Source organism: Halomarina pelagica, from assembly GCF_024228315.1.
Taxonomy (GTDB): Archaea; Halobacteriota; Halobacteria; order Halobacteriales; family Haloarculaceae; genus Halomarina; species Halomarina pelagica.
This window is the reverse complement of sequence record NZ_CP100454.1, coordinates 1,845,000-1,860,530: the sequence shown is the minus strand read 5'-3', so window position 1 is coordinate 1,860,530 and position 15,531 is coordinate 1,845,000. Positions and strand designations below refer to the sequence as shown.

The 15,531-nt window shown below is 65.9% G+C and carries 9 protein-coding genes, 1 tRNA gene and 2 rRNA genes; 9 read left to right on the top strand and 3 right to left on the bottom strand.

The features are described 5' to 3' along the window. The first annotated feature begins 61 nt into the window (after positions 1-61). On the top strand, positions 62-643 hold the full coding sequence (locus NKI68_RS09660; protein ID WP_254542845.1) for a DUF7090 family protein: 582 nt from the start codon (positions 62-64) through the stop codon (positions 641-643). A 251-nt stretch (positions 644-894) separates the two neighbouring features. Beyond that, a complete protein-coding gene (gene endA, locus NKI68_RS09655; protein ID WP_254542844.1) occupies positions 895-1,944 on the top strand; it encodes a tRNA-intron lyase in 1,050 nt (349 codons plus the stop codon). 15 nt (positions 1,945-1,959) lie between these two features. Here endA and NKI68_RS09650 read toward each other — a convergent pair whose 3' ends face one another. Beyond that, entirely contained in the window at positions 1,960-2,646 is a 687-nt protein-coding gene (locus tag NKI68_RS09650) for a class I SAM-dependent methyltransferase (RefSeq protein WP_254542843.1), read from the bottom strand. A 181-nt stretch (positions 2,647-2,827) separates the two neighbouring features. On the opposite strand from NKI68_RS09650, the gene NKI68_RS09645 reads away from it, so the two are divergent. From NKI68_RS09645 to pheT, 3 genes are all read left to right on the top strand, one after another. Beyond that, positions 2,828-4,417, top strand: a complete 1,590-nt coding sequence (locus tag NKI68_RS09645) for a tryptophan--tRNA ligase (protein WP_254542842.1) — start codon at positions 2,828-2,830, stop codon at positions 4,415-4,417. Positions 4,418-4,717: 300 nt separating this feature from the next. Next, entirely contained in the window at positions 4,718-6,223 is a 1,506-nt protein-coding gene (pheS, locus tag NKI68_RS09640; RefSeq protein WP_254542841.1) for a phenylalanine--tRNA ligase subunit alpha, read from the top strand. Next, complete coding sequence (pheT, locus tag NKI68_RS09635) at positions 6,223-7,941, top strand: phenylalanine--tRNA ligase subunit beta (protein ID WP_254542840.1); 1,719 nt, start codon at positions 6,223-6,225, stop codon at positions 7,939-7,941. Before pheS ends, pheT begins: the two co-directional genes overlap by 1 nt. Positions 7,942-8,068: 127 nt before the next feature. On the opposite strand, the gene NKI68_RS09630 is transcribed toward pheT, so the two are convergent. Next, entirely contained in the window at positions 8,069-9,124 is a 1,056-nt protein-coding gene (locus NKI68_RS09630) for a quinone-dependent dihydroorotate dehydrogenase (RefSeq protein WP_254542839.1), read from the bottom strand. 3 nt (positions 9,125-9,127) lie between these two features. Continuing rightward, entirely contained in the window at positions 9,128-9,328 is a 201-nt protein-coding gene (locus NKI68_RS09625; protein WP_254542838.1) for a hypothetical protein, read from the bottom strand. A 195-nt stretch (positions 9,329-9,523) separates the two neighbouring features. Between NKI68_RS09625 and NKI68_RS09620 the strand changes: the two genes are divergently transcribed. The 4 genes from NKI68_RS09620 (at position 9,524) to NKI68_RS09605 (ending at position 15,447) form a co-directional block, all read left to right on the top strand. Then, entirely contained in the window at positions 9,524-9,838 is a 315-nt protein-coding gene (locus NKI68_RS09620; protein ID WP_254542837.1) for a non-histone chromosomal MC1 family protein, read from the top strand. An 838-nt stretch (positions 9,839-10,676) separates the two neighbouring features. Further along, positions 10,677-12,146, top strand: a 16S ribosomal RNA gene (locus NKI68_RS09615). A 95-nt stretch (positions 12,147-12,241) separates the two neighbouring features. Continuing rightward, positions 12,242-12,313 (top strand) — tRNA-Ala (locus NKI68_RS09610). A 197-nt stretch (positions 12,314-12,510) separates the two neighbouring features. Beyond that, positions 12,511-15,447: ribosomal RNA gene (locus NKI68_RS09605) — 23S ribosomal RNA — on the top strand. Together the 16S and 23S rRNA genes with 1 tRNA gene alongside form the textbook arrangement of a ribosomal RNA operon. Positions 15,448-15,531 lie beyond the last annotated feature (84 nt).

Here is a 15,531-nt window from a genome sequence, read left to right as displayed (position 1 = left end):
CGTTCCGGGAACTCTCCGATGGAACGTGGACCTATAAGACGGTCGCGGTCCCTGACCGGGTATGGACTACACGCTCACTATCGAGGGCGCACCCGAGACCGTCCCGGGGGGAACCAGTATCATGCTCCTGCATCCGAGTACCGGCGAGACCGACCGCCTCGACACCGAGTTCTTCAAGACCGACACCGACCACCTCTTCATCCTCTCGACGCGCACCACCGCCCGCGAGGTCCAGCAGAAACTGGAGTACTACGAGGTCGACGAGTCGAAGGCGGTCATCCTCGACACGCTCTCGATCGAACGGGGCTACTCCCGGCGCGCCGGCGACCACGTCCGGTACGTCTCCTCGCCCGACGACCTCGACGGGATGGTCGAGGACCTCCGCGAGTTCTTGGAGGAGACCGAGGGCAAGCGCCGCGTCTCCGTGGACTCGGTCACCGAGATGGCCTACTACGCCGACGAGGAGCGCGCCCGCGCCGCCGTCGAGGAGATGCTCGACCTCCTCCGCGAACACGACGCCATCGGCCTCTTCCACGTCGCCGAGGAGGTCCACGACGAGGCCGTACTGGACGGCTACCGCGACCTCTTCGACGGCGTCATCCACCTGCGCGAGGACGACAGCGTCACCTGCGACTTTTTTTAACGGGGTCCTCGGCGCGGCTTCGTCGCGCCTCGAACCCCGCCAAAAAACCTCCATTGTGAGACGCGACGCGTCTCACAGGCTCCCGGAACCGCCTGGCGGTCCGGGAGGACTAAAAAAAGCCGGACGCTCGTTCGCTCCGCTCACTCGCGTCCGGTGCGACACGGGGTTCCCCGATGTCTGTCACCCTTACGTCACTCCCCTCGCACGTACGCGACCGGTGGGCACTTGCCCGTCGCCGCGCCAGTGGGCGTATGCACGCCACGCTCGACGGCGACGCGGTCCGGGTCGATCCACCGGGTCGCGAACGGTTCTACGACTCGCGGGGGTACGGCCGCCCGGACGGGAACGCCCTCGACCTCGCGCCGGTCGAGGCCGCCCACTTGCTCTTCCGCGACGACCTCGAGTCGGTGGACGGGATGGGCTTTCGCGCGTTCCTCGCGGCGACCGACTGCACGCTCCCCTTCCTCGTCTACAAGGACCTCCGCGACCGCGGGTTCTACCTCTCGCCCGCGCGCGAGGGGTGGGTCGACGCGGCGGGGGCGGGGGAGGAGAACGAGACGGATGCGACGGGGGAGGCGGACCTCGTCGTCTTCCCCCGCGGCAAGGGACCGTGGGACGGCGCGGTCGAGTACCGGGTGCGCGTCCTGGGCGAGCGCGAGACGATCCCGGCGGCGGCCCTCGTCGACGCGGACACCCTGGCCGTCGTCGACGAGGAGAGCGAACTCACCTACCTCGCGGTCGAGCGGCCCGAACTGGTCGGCGAGAGCGCGACCGAGGTGCCCGACGGCGTGCCCGCCGCGCTCCTCGCCGACCGCGTGATGCTGTGGGACCCGCCGCGCGCCCTCTACGCGCGGACGTTCTACGGCCAGCCACTCGACGGGCGGACCGCGGACGGCGCGCTCCAGTGCTCGCTCGTGGAGGCGGCCTACCTCGCCGAACGGGGAGCGATCCGCGTCGACGCGGGGTACGAGGGCATCGTCGAGCGCGGTCGGGCCGTCGAGGGCGAGCGGTTCGACCGCCGACTGGCCGTCTACCGCGCCCTGCGGGAGGCCGGCGTCGTGCCGAAGACGGGCTTCAAGTTCGGGGCCGACTTCCGCACCTACGCCGCCGTCGAGTCGGTCGAGGACCTCGGCCACTCCGAGCACCTCGTGCGCGTGCTCGCGCCGGACCACGCCTTCACGCCGCGCGCCCTCGCGCTCGACGTGCGCCTCGCCCACGGGGTGCGAAAGCGGATCGCGTTCGCGCTGACCGACGCCGACGGGGGGATCGACTGGCTGTCGGTGTCGCGGCTCACGCCCTGACGTCGTCCCGACGACTCACTTCTCGACGTAGACGCAGGGGTTGTCGCGCGCCGTCCACGGTTCGACCGGGGCGTCGATGGCCGTCCAGTAGCTCCGCGGGCGCACGCCGAGCACCTCCTCGATCCGTCCGTACGACAGGACGCTCTCGCCGTCGAGCACGGGTGCCAGCCGCTCGCGGAGGTCCTCGGGGGACGACGGTCCGTCCGACTCGCGTTTCCGAACGTCGCGCCGCAGGTGGCCGAGGGTGAGCCGATTCGGGTAGTTGAACACCAGTCTCCCCCCGTCGCCGACGCGCTCGTACAGCGCCCGGAGCGCGCGCTCGACGTCGCGGACGGCGTGGAGCGTCCCGTAGCAGTAGACGAGGTCGAACGTCCGGCGGACCGAGAGGTCGGGGAGGGCGTCGACGGCGAACGAGAGGTTGGCCAGTCCGGTCTCGGCGGCGCGCTCGCGGTTCGCGCGAACGACCGCGTCGGCGGCGTCGTACCCCCGGAACTGGATCGTCGGATACCGGTCCGCCAACGCGAAGCAGACGGGCGCGTGACCGCAGTCGACCGACGCGACCGACGTCGGCTCCCCGACCCGCCGGAAGAACCGATCGAGGAGGGCCGCCTCGTCGAACTCGTCGCCGCCCGCGTCGCGCTCGCCGTCGCCCGCGGCGACCGCCCAGAACGTGCTCCGGTCGGTGGTGTCGTCGTTCGCCATCCCTGGAGGATCCAGTGACCCTCGGTAGATAAAACTAGCTCCGAACGATGAATTACAGACACGCCGTCAGTTATTGCGCTGACCGCCTCCCCGATTCGGGTGCCGGTACGTCGTCACGGGCCGACCGCCGCAAACGAACGCTTTTTGCGCGCGCCGCGGCGACTTCGGGGCGACGACCGTCATGAGCGAGGACAACGAGACGCGCGAGGAGGCGGCCGGCCGCCCGTCCGTCACGGACGGGGAGCGCGCCGGCGGAGCGGACGGCGGGCCGGCGACGCGAACCGACGGCGGCGTCGACGAGACGACCCTCGATCCGTGGGGGTCGTCCACCGTCGAGGACTACCGAAAACTGTTCGAGGAGTTCGGCATCGAGGAGTTCGAGGAGGTGCTCCCCGAGGTGCCGAACCCGCACTACCTGATGCGCCGGGGGGTCATCTTCGGCCACCGCGAGTACCGGGACGTGCTCGACGCGATGCGCGCGGGCGAACCGGCGGCGGTCCTCTCGGGGTTCATGCCGACCGGCGACCCCCACATCGGGCACAAGCTGGTGTTCGACGAGATCGTCTGGCACCAGCGGGAGGGCGCGGACGCCTACGGCCTCATCGCGGACCTCGAGGCGCACGCCGCCCGCGGCCTCTCCTGGGAGGAGATCGACGAGCACGCCCGCGACTACCTCCTCTCGCTGCTCGCGCTCGGGTTCGATCCCGAGGAGGGGGAACTCTACCGCCAGTCGACGAACCGCGCGGTGCAGGACCTCGCGTTCGAACTCGGCGTGAAGGCGAACTTCTCCGAGCTACAGGCCATCTACGGCTTCGACGGCGAGACCGACGTCTCGCACATGCAGTCGGTCGTCACGCAGATGGCCGACATCCTCTACCCGCAACTGGCGGAACCGAAGCCCACGGTCATCCCGGTCGGTCCCGACCAGGACCCGCACGTCCGCCTCGCGCGCGACCTCGCCGCCCGAATGCGCTTCTTCAAGGTGACCGAGGCGTACGCCAGCTTCGAGACCGACGACGCGGAGCGCGCGCTGCTCGCGGAGGCGTACGAGGCGCTTTGCGAGGCGGACGGCGAGGACCCCGTCCGCTGCGAGGAGGCCGCCGCCTACGTCGCCGCGACCTTCGACGCCCCCGCCCTCGTCGAGAGCCTGGAGAACGCGGGGATGGAGCCGCTTCGACCCCGCGTGCGCTTCCTCGACCGCAACGCCACGGAGGAGGCGTTCGAGGCGCTCATCGGGAGCGTCGAGGGCGAGAAGCGCGTCTACGAGGGCCACGTCGACGCCTTCGACCTCTCCCGGGAGGAGGCGTCCCGCCTCGCCCGCGAGGTCGAGGTCGAGCACGGCGGCTACGGCTTCTACGCGCCCTCCTCGATCTACCACCGCTTCATGACGGGGCTGACCGGCGGGAAGATGAGTTCGAGCGTGCCGGCGAGCCACATCAGCCTCCTCGACGACCCCGAGGACGGCTACGACAAGGTGACGTCCGCGACGACCGGCGGGCGCGAGACGGCCGAACTCCAGCGCGAACTGGGGGGGAAGGCCGACGAGTGTCCCGTCTACGAACTGTACGCCTACCTGCTGGCGGCCGACGACGACGAGTTCGCGACGCGCGTCTACGACGAGTGCGTGGGCGGCGAGCGCCTCTGCGGCGACTGTAAGGAGCAGGCCGCGCGGCTCATGCGCGAGTTCCTCGCCGACCACCAGGAGAAGCGACGGGAGGCCGAGGAACTGCTCGACTCGCTCGACCTCGAACTGGAGTCGCCGCGGCGGTGAGTCGGTGGGTGCCGCCGGAACGCGGCGGTGCTCAGCGCCGCCGCGTCACCCGGGGCAGTCCCCGACTCAGAACCCTTTTACGCTCCGGGGGTACAGGGGCAGGTATGGCATCCGAACCCCTGCCGCGGAGTGTCGCACGCCGGCCGTCCAGCGCGGGGTTCGGCTTTTTTGGCGCGTAGGCGTCGGGGGATCGGTCCGGACGGGTCCGACCGAGCAAACCGACGTCGCGGCGCGTCGTCTACGAACAGCGATCAGCACGCATACGGACGCCAGCACGAAACCAGACACGACAGACACACCATGCGAGTACCACAGGCACAGGCCGCGGTCCTGGAGGCCGCGAGCGCGACGGAACCGAGAACGATCGAGGACCTCGCGGGGGCCCTCGACGAGTCACAGACGACGGTGACCCGGGCGGCCTTCGAACTGGCCGACTCGGGCCTCGTCGCGATCGAGGAGGAGGCGGCTGAGTCCGTCTCGCTCACCGACGAGGGCGAGCGGTACCGGGAGGGCGGCCTCCCCGAGGTACGCCTCTACCGGGCGGCGATCGACGCCGGGGCCGACGAGGCCCCCGTCCCGATGGGCGAACTGCTCGGGCGGGCGGGCCTCGACGGCCCGGCGGTGAACATCGCCCTCTCGAACTTCGCGCGGAAGGGCTACGGCCGCATCGAGGGCGGATCCGTCGCGGTCGACCCGGACGCCGATCCCGACGCGGACGAGGAGGCGGCGGCGCTCGACGCCGTCGCGGCGGGCGAGGAGGCACCCGAGGACGCCGTCGAGGAACTGGAGCGCCGGGGGCTTCTCCGGCGCGAGGAGGCCACCGTCCGCTCGGTGACGCTCACCGACGACGGCGTCACGGCGCTCATGGAGGGGATCGAGGTGGCCGACACGGTCGGCGCGGTGACCTCCGACCTGCTCACGAGCGGCGAGTGGCGCGACGCGGAGTTCGCGGCGTACAACGTCGAGGCCGACGCGGAGACGATCTACGGCGGCCGCGAGCACATCCTCCGCCAGACCGCGAACCGCGTGAAGGACGTGCTCGTCGGGATGGGGTTCGAAGAGATGGAGGGGCCGCACGTGGACGCCGACTTCTGGATCAACGACGCGCTGTTCATGCCCCAGGACCACCCGGCGCGCACCCACTGGGACCGCTTCGCGCTCTCCGACCCGCGGCACATCGACGACCTCCCCGATGACCTCGTCGAGCGCGTCCGCCGGGCGCACCTGGAGGGGGTGGGCGACGACGGCGAGGGCTACCACTCGCCGTGGGACGAGGCGTTCGCCCGGGCGCTCGCGCTGCGCGGGCACACCACCTCGCTGTCGATGCGCTACCTCTCGGGCGAGGCGGTCGGCGACCTCGAACCCCCCCAGCGCTACTTCAGCGTCGAGAAGGTCTACCGCAACGACACGCTCGACGCGACCCACCTGCTCGAGTTCTTCCAGATCGAGGGCTGGGTGATGGCCGAGGACCTCTCGGTGCGCGACCTGATGGGGACGTTCACGGAGTTCTACAGCCGCTTCGGGATCACGGACATCCGGTTCAAACCTCACTACAACCCCTACACGGAGCCGAGCTTCGAGCTGTTCGGCCGGCACCCCGAGACGGGCGAGATCATCGAGATCGGCAACTCGGGCATCTTCCGCCCGGAGGTGCTCTCCCCGCTCGGCGTCGACTGTGACGTGATGGCGTGGGGGCTCGCCCTCGAGCGCCTGCTCATGCTCACCTACGGCTTCGAGGACATCCGGGACGTGCACGGGACGCTCTGCGATCTCGACCTCCTGCGGTCCGTGGAGGTGGTGCACTGATGCCCACCGTCGAGGTCGACCCCGACGAACTCCGGCGGCTGACCGGCCACGAGGAGAAGAGCGACGACGAACTGGAGGCCGACCTGTTCGCCCTCGGCCTCGAGTACGAGGGCGACACCGAGGACGGCCACATGCAACTGGAGTTCGCCCCCGACCGCCTCGATCGGCTCTCGATCGAGGGCATCGCGCGGTCGCTGCGCTACCAGTACGGCGACGACCGCGGCGTGTACGTCCCGAAGACCAACGACGCCGAGTGGGTCATCGAGGTCGACGAGTCGGTGCCCGAGGAGCGCCCCTACGTGACCGGCGCGATCGTCCGCGGGCTCGACATGACCGAGGAGGGCCTCGAGTCGCTCATCCAGCTTCAGGAGAAGCTCCACCGGACGATGGGCAGACAGCGCGCGAAGGGCGCGATCGGCGTCCACGACCTGACGATGCTCAAAGGTCGACCCGCCGGCGAGGACCGACCCAAGACGATCTCCTACCGGGGGATCGATCCGGACGGCGACCGGTTCGTCCCGCTCGACTCCGACGCGGAACTGACCCCGGGGGAGGTGCTCTCCGAGCACCCGACGGGGCGGACCTACGGCCCGCTGCTCGCGGACTACGGCTCGTACCCGGTCATCTACGACGACATCGGTCTGTTCTCCTTCCCGCCGGTGATCAACGGCCGCCGGACGGAGGTGACCGAGGGCACGCGCGACGTGTTCGTCGAGATGACGGGCACCGACCAGTGGACGATCGACCGGATGTGCGCCATCGTCTGCTACGCGCTCGCCGCCCGCGGCGGGCGCGTCGAGGAGGTGCGCGTCGAGTACCCGGAGGAGTCGCTCGTGCGACCGGACTTCGAGATCGAGCACAAGACGGTCTCCCACCGGCGGATCGAGCGCCTGCTCGGGATCGACCTCGACTCCGACGAGGTGCTCGACCTGCTCGAGCGCTCCGGGCTGGCGGGCGAGGTCGAGGAGCGGGGCGACGAGGTGGTCTACGACGTGTCGGTCCCGCCGTACCGCGTCGACGTGCTCCACCCGGTCGACGTGGTGGACGACGTGGGCCGGGCCTACGGGTTCAACGACCTCGAACCGCGCTACCCCGAGGTCGGAACCATCGGCGGGCGCACCGACCGCACCCGGCTCGAGGACGCCGCCCGCGACGCGCTGGTCGGCCTCGGCTTCGAGGACATGCTGAACTTCCACCTCGTCAGCGAGGCGGCGTGCTTCGACCGGATGGGGATCGCCCCCGGGGAGTCGGAGTCGGTCTACGGCGCGGGCGACCCCGCCACCATCGCAGAGCCGTACAGCGAGGACTACACGATCGTCCGTACGTGGGCGCTCCCCTCGCTCCTGATGGTGCTCGAGAACAACACTCACCGGGCGTACCCACAGGACCTCTCGGAGATCGGCCTCGCCGCGCGGGTCGACCGGAGCGAGGAGACGAAGGTCGCGGAGCGTCGAACCGTCGCGGCCGTCCTCGCGCGCACCGACGCGGGCTACGAGGCGGCGAAGGCGCGCCTGCAGGCGGTCGCCCGAGCGTTCGGGAAGACGCTCGAGACCCCGCCGACCGAGCACCCGACGTTCATCCCCGGGCGGACCGCCGAGGTGGTGCTCGACGGCGAGTCCGCGGGCGTCATCGGCGAGATCCACCCCCGCGTGCTCGTCGAGCACGACCTGGAGGTGCCCGTCGCGGCGTTCGAGTTCGACCTCCGGGCGCTGGATTGAGCGAGTGTCTGTGGCGTTCTCGTCGCGGAACGCCCTCGAGTGCCCTCGATCCGAACGATCGACGACAGCTCTACCGCCTCGAAAGCCCTCGTGGGCTTTCAGTCCGCCAGGAAAGAAACGTGTCCCGTCAGTCCAGATCCGCACCGACCGCCTCCTCGACGCCCTCGAAGCCGTCGCGCGCGAGCAGGTCGAGCAGGCCGCGGTTGACGTCGCGGGCGATCGTCGGCCCCTCGTAGACGAGGCCGGTGTAGAGCTGGACGAGCGACGCGCCGGCGCGGATCTTCGCGTACGCGCCCGCGGCGTCAGAGACTCCGCCGACGCCGACGACGGGGACGTCGGTGCGCTCGGCGACGAAGCGCACCGCGCGGGTCGCGCGCTCCTCGATGGGCTTCCCGGAGAGGCCGCCCGTCTCGGCGCGGTGGACGCCGCGCAGGGAGGCGGGCCGCTCGGTCGTGGTGTTGGTCGCGATGACGCCGTCGAGGTCGAAGTCCTCGACCACCGCGAGGGCCTCCTCGACGGCGTCGTCGGTGAGATCGGGCGAGAGCTTCACGAGGAGCGGCGACGCGCCCGCGTCCACGAGCGAGGCGACGATGCGTTCGAGGTGCTCGCGGTTCTGTAGCTCCCGGAGGCCGGGCGTGTTCGGGCTGGAGACGTTCACGACGAAGTAGTCGCCGCCGTCGGCGCACCGCTCGTAGGTGTAGCGGTAGTCCGCCGCCGCCTCGGGGAGGGGCGTGACCTTCGACTTGCCGACGTTCACGCCGACGGGAACCGGCGCGTCGGTGCGCGCGAGCCGCGGGCCGACGACGTCCGCGCCGTCGTTGTTGAAGCCCATGCGGTTTATCAGCGCGCGGTCCTCCGGGAGGCGAAACAGTCGGGGGCGCGGATTGCCCGGTTGCCCCTTCGCCGTGACGCCGCCGACCTCGACGTGTCCGAAGCCGAGGTTCGCGAGCGCGCGCGGGACCTCCGCGTTCTTGTCGAACCCGGCGGCGACGCCAACGGGGTTGGGAAAGTCGAGCCCGAAGGCGGCGGTCCGGAGGCGCTCGTCGTCGACGGTCAGTCGCCGTCCGACCGCCGCCGCGACGGGCGTCCCCTGACCGGCGCGAAGCACCGCGTGGACTGCCCCGTGTGCCGTTTCCGCGGGAAGCCGAAACAACAGCGGCTTCGCGGCGTCGTAGAGTCGCACTGCTCAGAACTCGTGTTCGATCTCCTCGTCCGCGTCCGCCTTCTGGATGATGATCTTGTTGTCACGCACGCGGACGAACACCTCGTCGCCGATCTCCATGCCGGCGACCGTCAGCTCGTCCTCGTGCAGGTTCAGGTGCACGTTGTGGTATTCGCCGTTTTCGTCTTTGGCACCACTGGGGCTGAGCTTCTTCTTTCGCACCATCGCGGTATCTTACACCACCCTTCGCCGTACGCGATACTTAAGTTTGGCGTGCTCGCCCTCCCGGACCCGTCGATCGCTCGCCGATCCGTTACTACCCCGCGTTGTTTGTATATAAACATATCGGGCGTAGTCTCTCGATTTCGGGGATATAGTTATATGTGGTCATGTTTTGCTTTCGCATGGAGGTTCGAAACCATGGCACGTAGCGATGATGGGAAGCGGAACTTCGCGCTTCGCGACACGAGCGGTAACGAATCGAGCGTCTTCTCCGGACGCACGCCGCGCCAGGCGGCCCTGAAAGCGGCTCGACGGCTCGACCCCGCCGGAAGCGAGGGGGAGGCCGACCGCGTCGAACTCAGGCTCCGGGAGAAGGGAACGAAGAAAGTCCACCACTACGAGGGCTGGGCCTGGAAGGAGAGCGCTCCCGACGACAAGCCGGACTGGATGCCCGACCGCATCACGAAGGCGAACGTCGCGAAGAAGGGAATCGAGCACTTAGAAGAGATCTGAGCGCGGTCGACGGATTCTTTGTGGAGGTCGAGGACGCCGAGACGAGCCGGACAGTACTTACTTTGGGCACGCGTAGGCGACCGTGCGCGGTACTCACCCGACCGGACCGCACGCACGCGCGTGGGATGACGCGTCGATCTCCAACCGCGCCACACCGTCTATCCGTACTACTTACGCGTACTACTGCTCTCTGTGCCGCTCCACCGACGGGCCGATGGTCGAGTACCGGCTTCCGACGGACGGCTGATCGGAGGCGCGTCTTCGTGCGTCCCCGTACCGTGAGTGGTCGATACCGTGAGAGAACAGTACCGTGTGAACGGTCTCCCATGAAATCGCGTGACGGAGCGCCGATGGTTCGACGGCCTTAAGTGGTCGGCTCGACTCGAATAGAATGCGAAGAAGCGCGGGACGTCCTCCGCCGGGATCGACCCGGCCGGGGACGACCCGACTCCGAAGCCCTTATATGTCTAAGGGTGTTCGGATCTGATACGCCCAAGGCGGTGCCGGAATGCGATTTCGGTACCAGACTGGGACCGACGCCCTTATGTACTAAGGGTGTCTCGGAATGTATGCAGACACACAGTGAGTGTGGGACGTTAGATCCGTCCCACAGTCGCGATCCGTCGGAGGGAGTTCGAAGGGTTTATACCCTCGAATGGCCTACGATAGGATCCGAAGGAAATGAGGATTCCACCCCTGCGGTCCGCCGTATACGATGGAATCTGATGTTAGCCTTGGTAGTTCGGTGACACTCGGTCGGTCCGATTGTCGCCGACACCCGATAGCGTATATGCATATTCGTATGCATCCCGCCCAACCCTCCCCTTCGGGGGAGAACATTCCGGTTGATCCTGCCGGAGGTCATTGCTATCGGAATCCGATTTAGCCATGCGAGTCGCACGAATTAGATTCGTGGCGAACGGCTCAGTAACACGTGGCCAAACTACCCTATGGACCTGGATACTCTCGGGAAACTGAGGCTAATCCGGGATAGTGCTCCCACGCTGGAACGCGGGGAGCGTGAAACGCTCCGGCGCCATAGGATGTGGCTGCGGCCGATTAGGTAGATGGTGGGGTAATGGCCCACCATGCCGATAATCGGTACGGGTAGTGAGAGCTAGAGCCCGGAGACGGACTCTGAGACAAGAGTCCGGGCCCTACGGGGCGCAGCAGGCGCGAAACCTTTACACTGCACGACAGTGCGATAGGGGGATTCCGAGTGCGAGGGCATACAGTCCTCGCTTTTGTGTACCGTAAGGTGGTACACGAATAAGAGCTGGGCAAGACCGGTGCCAGCCGCCGCGGTAATACCGGCAGCTCGAGTGATGACCGATTTTATTGGGCCTAAAGCGTCCGTAGCCGGCCAGTCAGGTCCGTCGGGAAATCCACTCGCTCAACGAGTGGGCGTCCGGCGGAAACCGTCTGGCTTGGGACCGGGAGATCTGAGGGGTACGTCTGGGGTAGGAGTGAAATCCTGTAATCCTGGACGGACCATCGGTGGCGAAAGCGCCTCAGAAGAACGGATCCGACGGTGAGGGACGAAAGCTAGGGTCTCGAACCGGATTAGATACCCGGGTAGTCCTAGCCGTAAACGATGCTCGCTAGGTGTGACGCAGGCTACGAGCCTGCGTTGTGCCGTAGGGAAGCCGTGAAGCGAGCCGCCTGGGAAGTACGTCCGCAAGGATGAAACTTAAAGGAATTGGCGGGGGAGCACTACAACCGGAGGAGCCTGCGGTTTAATTGGACTCAACGCCGGACATCTCACCAGCTCCGACAGTAGTCGTGACGGTCAGGTTGATGACCTTACTCGAGCTACTGAGAGGAGGTGCATGGCCGCCGTCAGCTCGTACCGTGAGGCGTCCTGTTAAGTCAGGCAACGAGCGAGACCCGCACCTCTAGTTGCCAGCAGCATCTCGCGATGGCTGGGTACACTAGGGGGACTGCCGCTGCCAAAGCGGAGGAAGGAACGGGCAACGGTAGGTCAGTATGCCCCGAATGAGCTGGGCAACACGCGGGCTACAATGGTCGGGACAATGGGACGCTACCCCGAAAGGGGACGCTAATCTCCTAAACCCGATCGTAGTTCGGATTGCGGGCTGAAACTCGCCCGCATGAAGTTGGATTCGGTAGTAATCGCGTGTCAGAAGCGCGCGGTGAATACGTCCCTGCTCCTTGCACACACCGCCCGTCAAAGCACCCGAGTGGGGTCCGGATGAGGCCACCGAACGGTGGTCGAATCTGGGCTCTGCAAGGGGGCTTAAGTCGTAACAAGGTAGCCGTAGGGGAATCTGCGGCTGGATCACCTCCACAGACCGGGACCGGACGGAACGTCCGGCCCACCTTGGGCTCGGGTGTCGGCACCTGGCCGACCGAGCACTTCAGAACTACCGAGGCTAACAGGTAGGGCCCATAGCTCAGTGGGAGAGTGCCTCCTTTGCAAGGAGGATGCCCTGGGTTCGAATCCCAGTGGGTCCATATTCGCGGGACGAAACCGGGTTCCTTAAGTGGCATCCGGCGCTCGTTCCGATGAAGACAGATGCACCATCCCGTGTAAACGAGGATGGGAAGGGTCGATGCCGCCCGTCACCAGCGGGCGCGCAGATGAAGACCGTGTGTACGTGCGATCCAGGCGCTCACTGGACCCGTTCATCGAGGTCCAGAGCAATCAATATCATTCGTGGCTACTGTGCCACGTGGTGAATGGCTCGGCTCAAGTGCCGACGAAGGACGTGCCAAGCTGCGATAAGCCTGAGGGAGCCGCACGGAGGCGAAGAACTCAGGATCTCCGAATGGGAATCTCCACAGCAATTGCCTTGCGCAATGGGGAACGTCCGGAACTGAAACATCTCAGTACGGACAGGAAAAGAAACCGAATGGGATGTCGTTAGTAACGGCGAGTGAACGCGACGTAGTCCAAACCGAAGCCTGCGAGGTCTTCGACCTCGTTGGCAATGTGGTGTTCGGACAGACCGTAATCGGCCAACCGTCTGCGAGAAGTCTTCTGGAATGGAGCGTGATACAGGGTGACAACCCCGTATCGCAGACGTGCGGTCGTGGGTCTGTTCCCGAGTAGCGGGGGTTGGAAATCCCTCGCGAACCTGGCAGGCATCGACTGCCAAGACTAAACACAACTTGAGACCGATAGCGAACAAGTAGCGTGAGCGAACGCTGAAAAGCACCCCGAAAAGGGAGGTGCAATAGGGCCTGAAATCACGTGGCGATGGAGCGACGGGGCACGAAAGGCCGTCTGCGAAACGACCCGGGGGCGACCCCGCAGTAGGAAGCAGCCGGAGCCGGTGTTCCGTCGTGCGTTTTGAAAAACGAGCCAGGGAGTGTGCCTGTTTGACGAGTCTAACCCGAGTATCGGGGGAGGCGTAGGGAAACCGACAGGGCCGCAGCATCTTCGATGCCAGGGCCGCCGTGTTCAAGCGCGGGGAGTCAAACGGGCACGACCCGAATCCGAGCGATCTACACGAGGGCAGGGCGAAGCATGGCGAAAGCCATGTGGAGGCCCGTTAGGGTTGGTGTCCTACAATACCCTCCCGTGACCCGCGTGTAGGGGTGAAAGGCCCATCGAGCTCGGTAACAGCTGGTTCCAACCGAAACATGTCGAAGCATGACCTCTGCCGAGGTAGTTCGTGGGGTAGAGCGACCGATTGGGGTGTCCGCCTCCGAGAGGAGTCGGCGCCCCTGTCAAACTCCGAACCTACGAACGCCGTGGACGCAGGGAGTCCGGTGTGCGGGGTAAGCTTGTGCACCGTGAGGGAGACAACCCAGAGCTGGGTTAAGGTCCCCAAGTGTGGACTAAGTGCGATTTAAAGGTGGTCCCGAGCCCTAGACAGCCGGGAGGTGAGCTTAGAAGCAGCTACCCTCTAAGAAAAGCGTAACAGCTTACCGGCCGAGGTTCGGGGCGCCCAAAATGATCGGGGCTCAAGTCCACCACCGAGACCCGGCGGCACGCCTCACAGCGTGTTCCCGTAGGTTGGCGCTCCGGTCGGGTGGAAGCACGGGCGAGAGTTCGTGTGGACCGACCGGTGACGAAAATCCTGGCCATAGTAGCAGCGATAGTCGGGTTAGAATCCCGACGGCCGAACGGACAAGGGTTCCTCAGCAATGTTTGTCAGCTGAGGGTTAGCCGATCCTAAGTGCTGTCGTAATTCGAGCAGCACAAAAGGGAAACTGGTTAATATTCCAGTGCCACCGTACATCGAACGCCGACGCTTTGGGGTCACCTGAGCCGGGCTCTCGCCCGGTCGAACCGTCAAAGCCCGTGGAAGCCGTAATGGCACGAAGCGGGTGAACGGCGGGACAGGGAAACTCAGGTCAACCTAGAGCCCGTGAAAAGGCAAGTACGGTGCTCGTACCAAGAACCGACACAGGTGTCCATGGCGGAGAAAGCCAAGGCCTGTCGGGAGCAACCGACGTTAGGGAATTCGGCAAATTGGTCCCGTAAGTTCGCGATAAGGGATGCCTGCCCCGGAAAGGGGCAGGTCGCAGAGACCAGGACGCTCCGACTGTCTAGTAACAACATAGGTGACCGCAAATCCGTAAGGACTCGTACGGTCACTGAATCCTGCCCAGTGCGGGTATCTGAACACCCAGTACAATGGGACGAAGGACCCGTCAACGGCGGGGGTAACTATGACCCTCTTAAGGTAGCGTAGTACCTTGCCGCTTCAGTAGCGGCTTGCATGAATGGATCAACGAGAGCGTCACTGTCCCAACGTTGGGCCCGGTGAACTGTACGTTCCAGTGCGGAGTCTGGAGACCCCCAAGGGGAAGCGAAGACCCTATAGAGCTTTACTGCAGGCTGTCGCTGGGACATGGTCGCTAATGTGCAGCATAGGTAGGAGCCGTTACACAGGTACCCGCGCTAGCGGGCCACCGAGGCATCAGTGAAATACTACCCGTTAGTGACTGTGACCCTCACTCCGGGAGGAGGACACCGATAGCCGGGCAGTTTGACTGGGGCGGTACGCGCTCGAAAAGATATCGAGCGCGCCCTATGGCCATCTCATCCGGGTCAGAAATCCGGAGAAGAGTGCAAGAGCATAAGATGGCCTGACAGTGTCCTGCCTAACGAGGGACGCTGACGCGAAAGCGTGGTCTAGCGAACCTATGAGCCCGCCCGATGCGGGCCATAGATGACAGAAAAGCTACCTTAGGGATAACAGAGTCGTCACCGGCAAGAGCACATATCGACCCGGTGGCTTGCTACCTCGATGTCGGTTCCCTCCATCCTGCCCGGGCAGCATCGGGCAAGGGTGAGGTTGTTCGCCTATTAAAGGAGGTCGTGAGCTGGGTTTAGACCGTCGTGAGACAGGTCGGCTGCTATCTATTGGGGGTGTATGGTACCTGACGTGAACGTTCGTATAGTACGAGAGGAACTACGAATGGTCGCCACTGGTGTACCGGTTGTCCGAGAGGGCACGTGCCGGGCAGCTACGCGACGAGGGGTAAGAGCTGAACGCATCTAAGCTCGAAACCCGCATGGAAAAGAGGTACCGCCGAGACCACTCGTAGAAGACGAGTTCGATAGACTCGGGGTGTACGCACCGAGGTAACGAGGTGTTCAGCCCGCGAGAACTAACAGGTCGAAGCCACACATTCATCGCACTGGTCCCGTGAACGGGTCCAGGCGTTAACTGGATCGCACGTACATCTGACCGATAGTGGTCCTTAGCGTGGTTCGA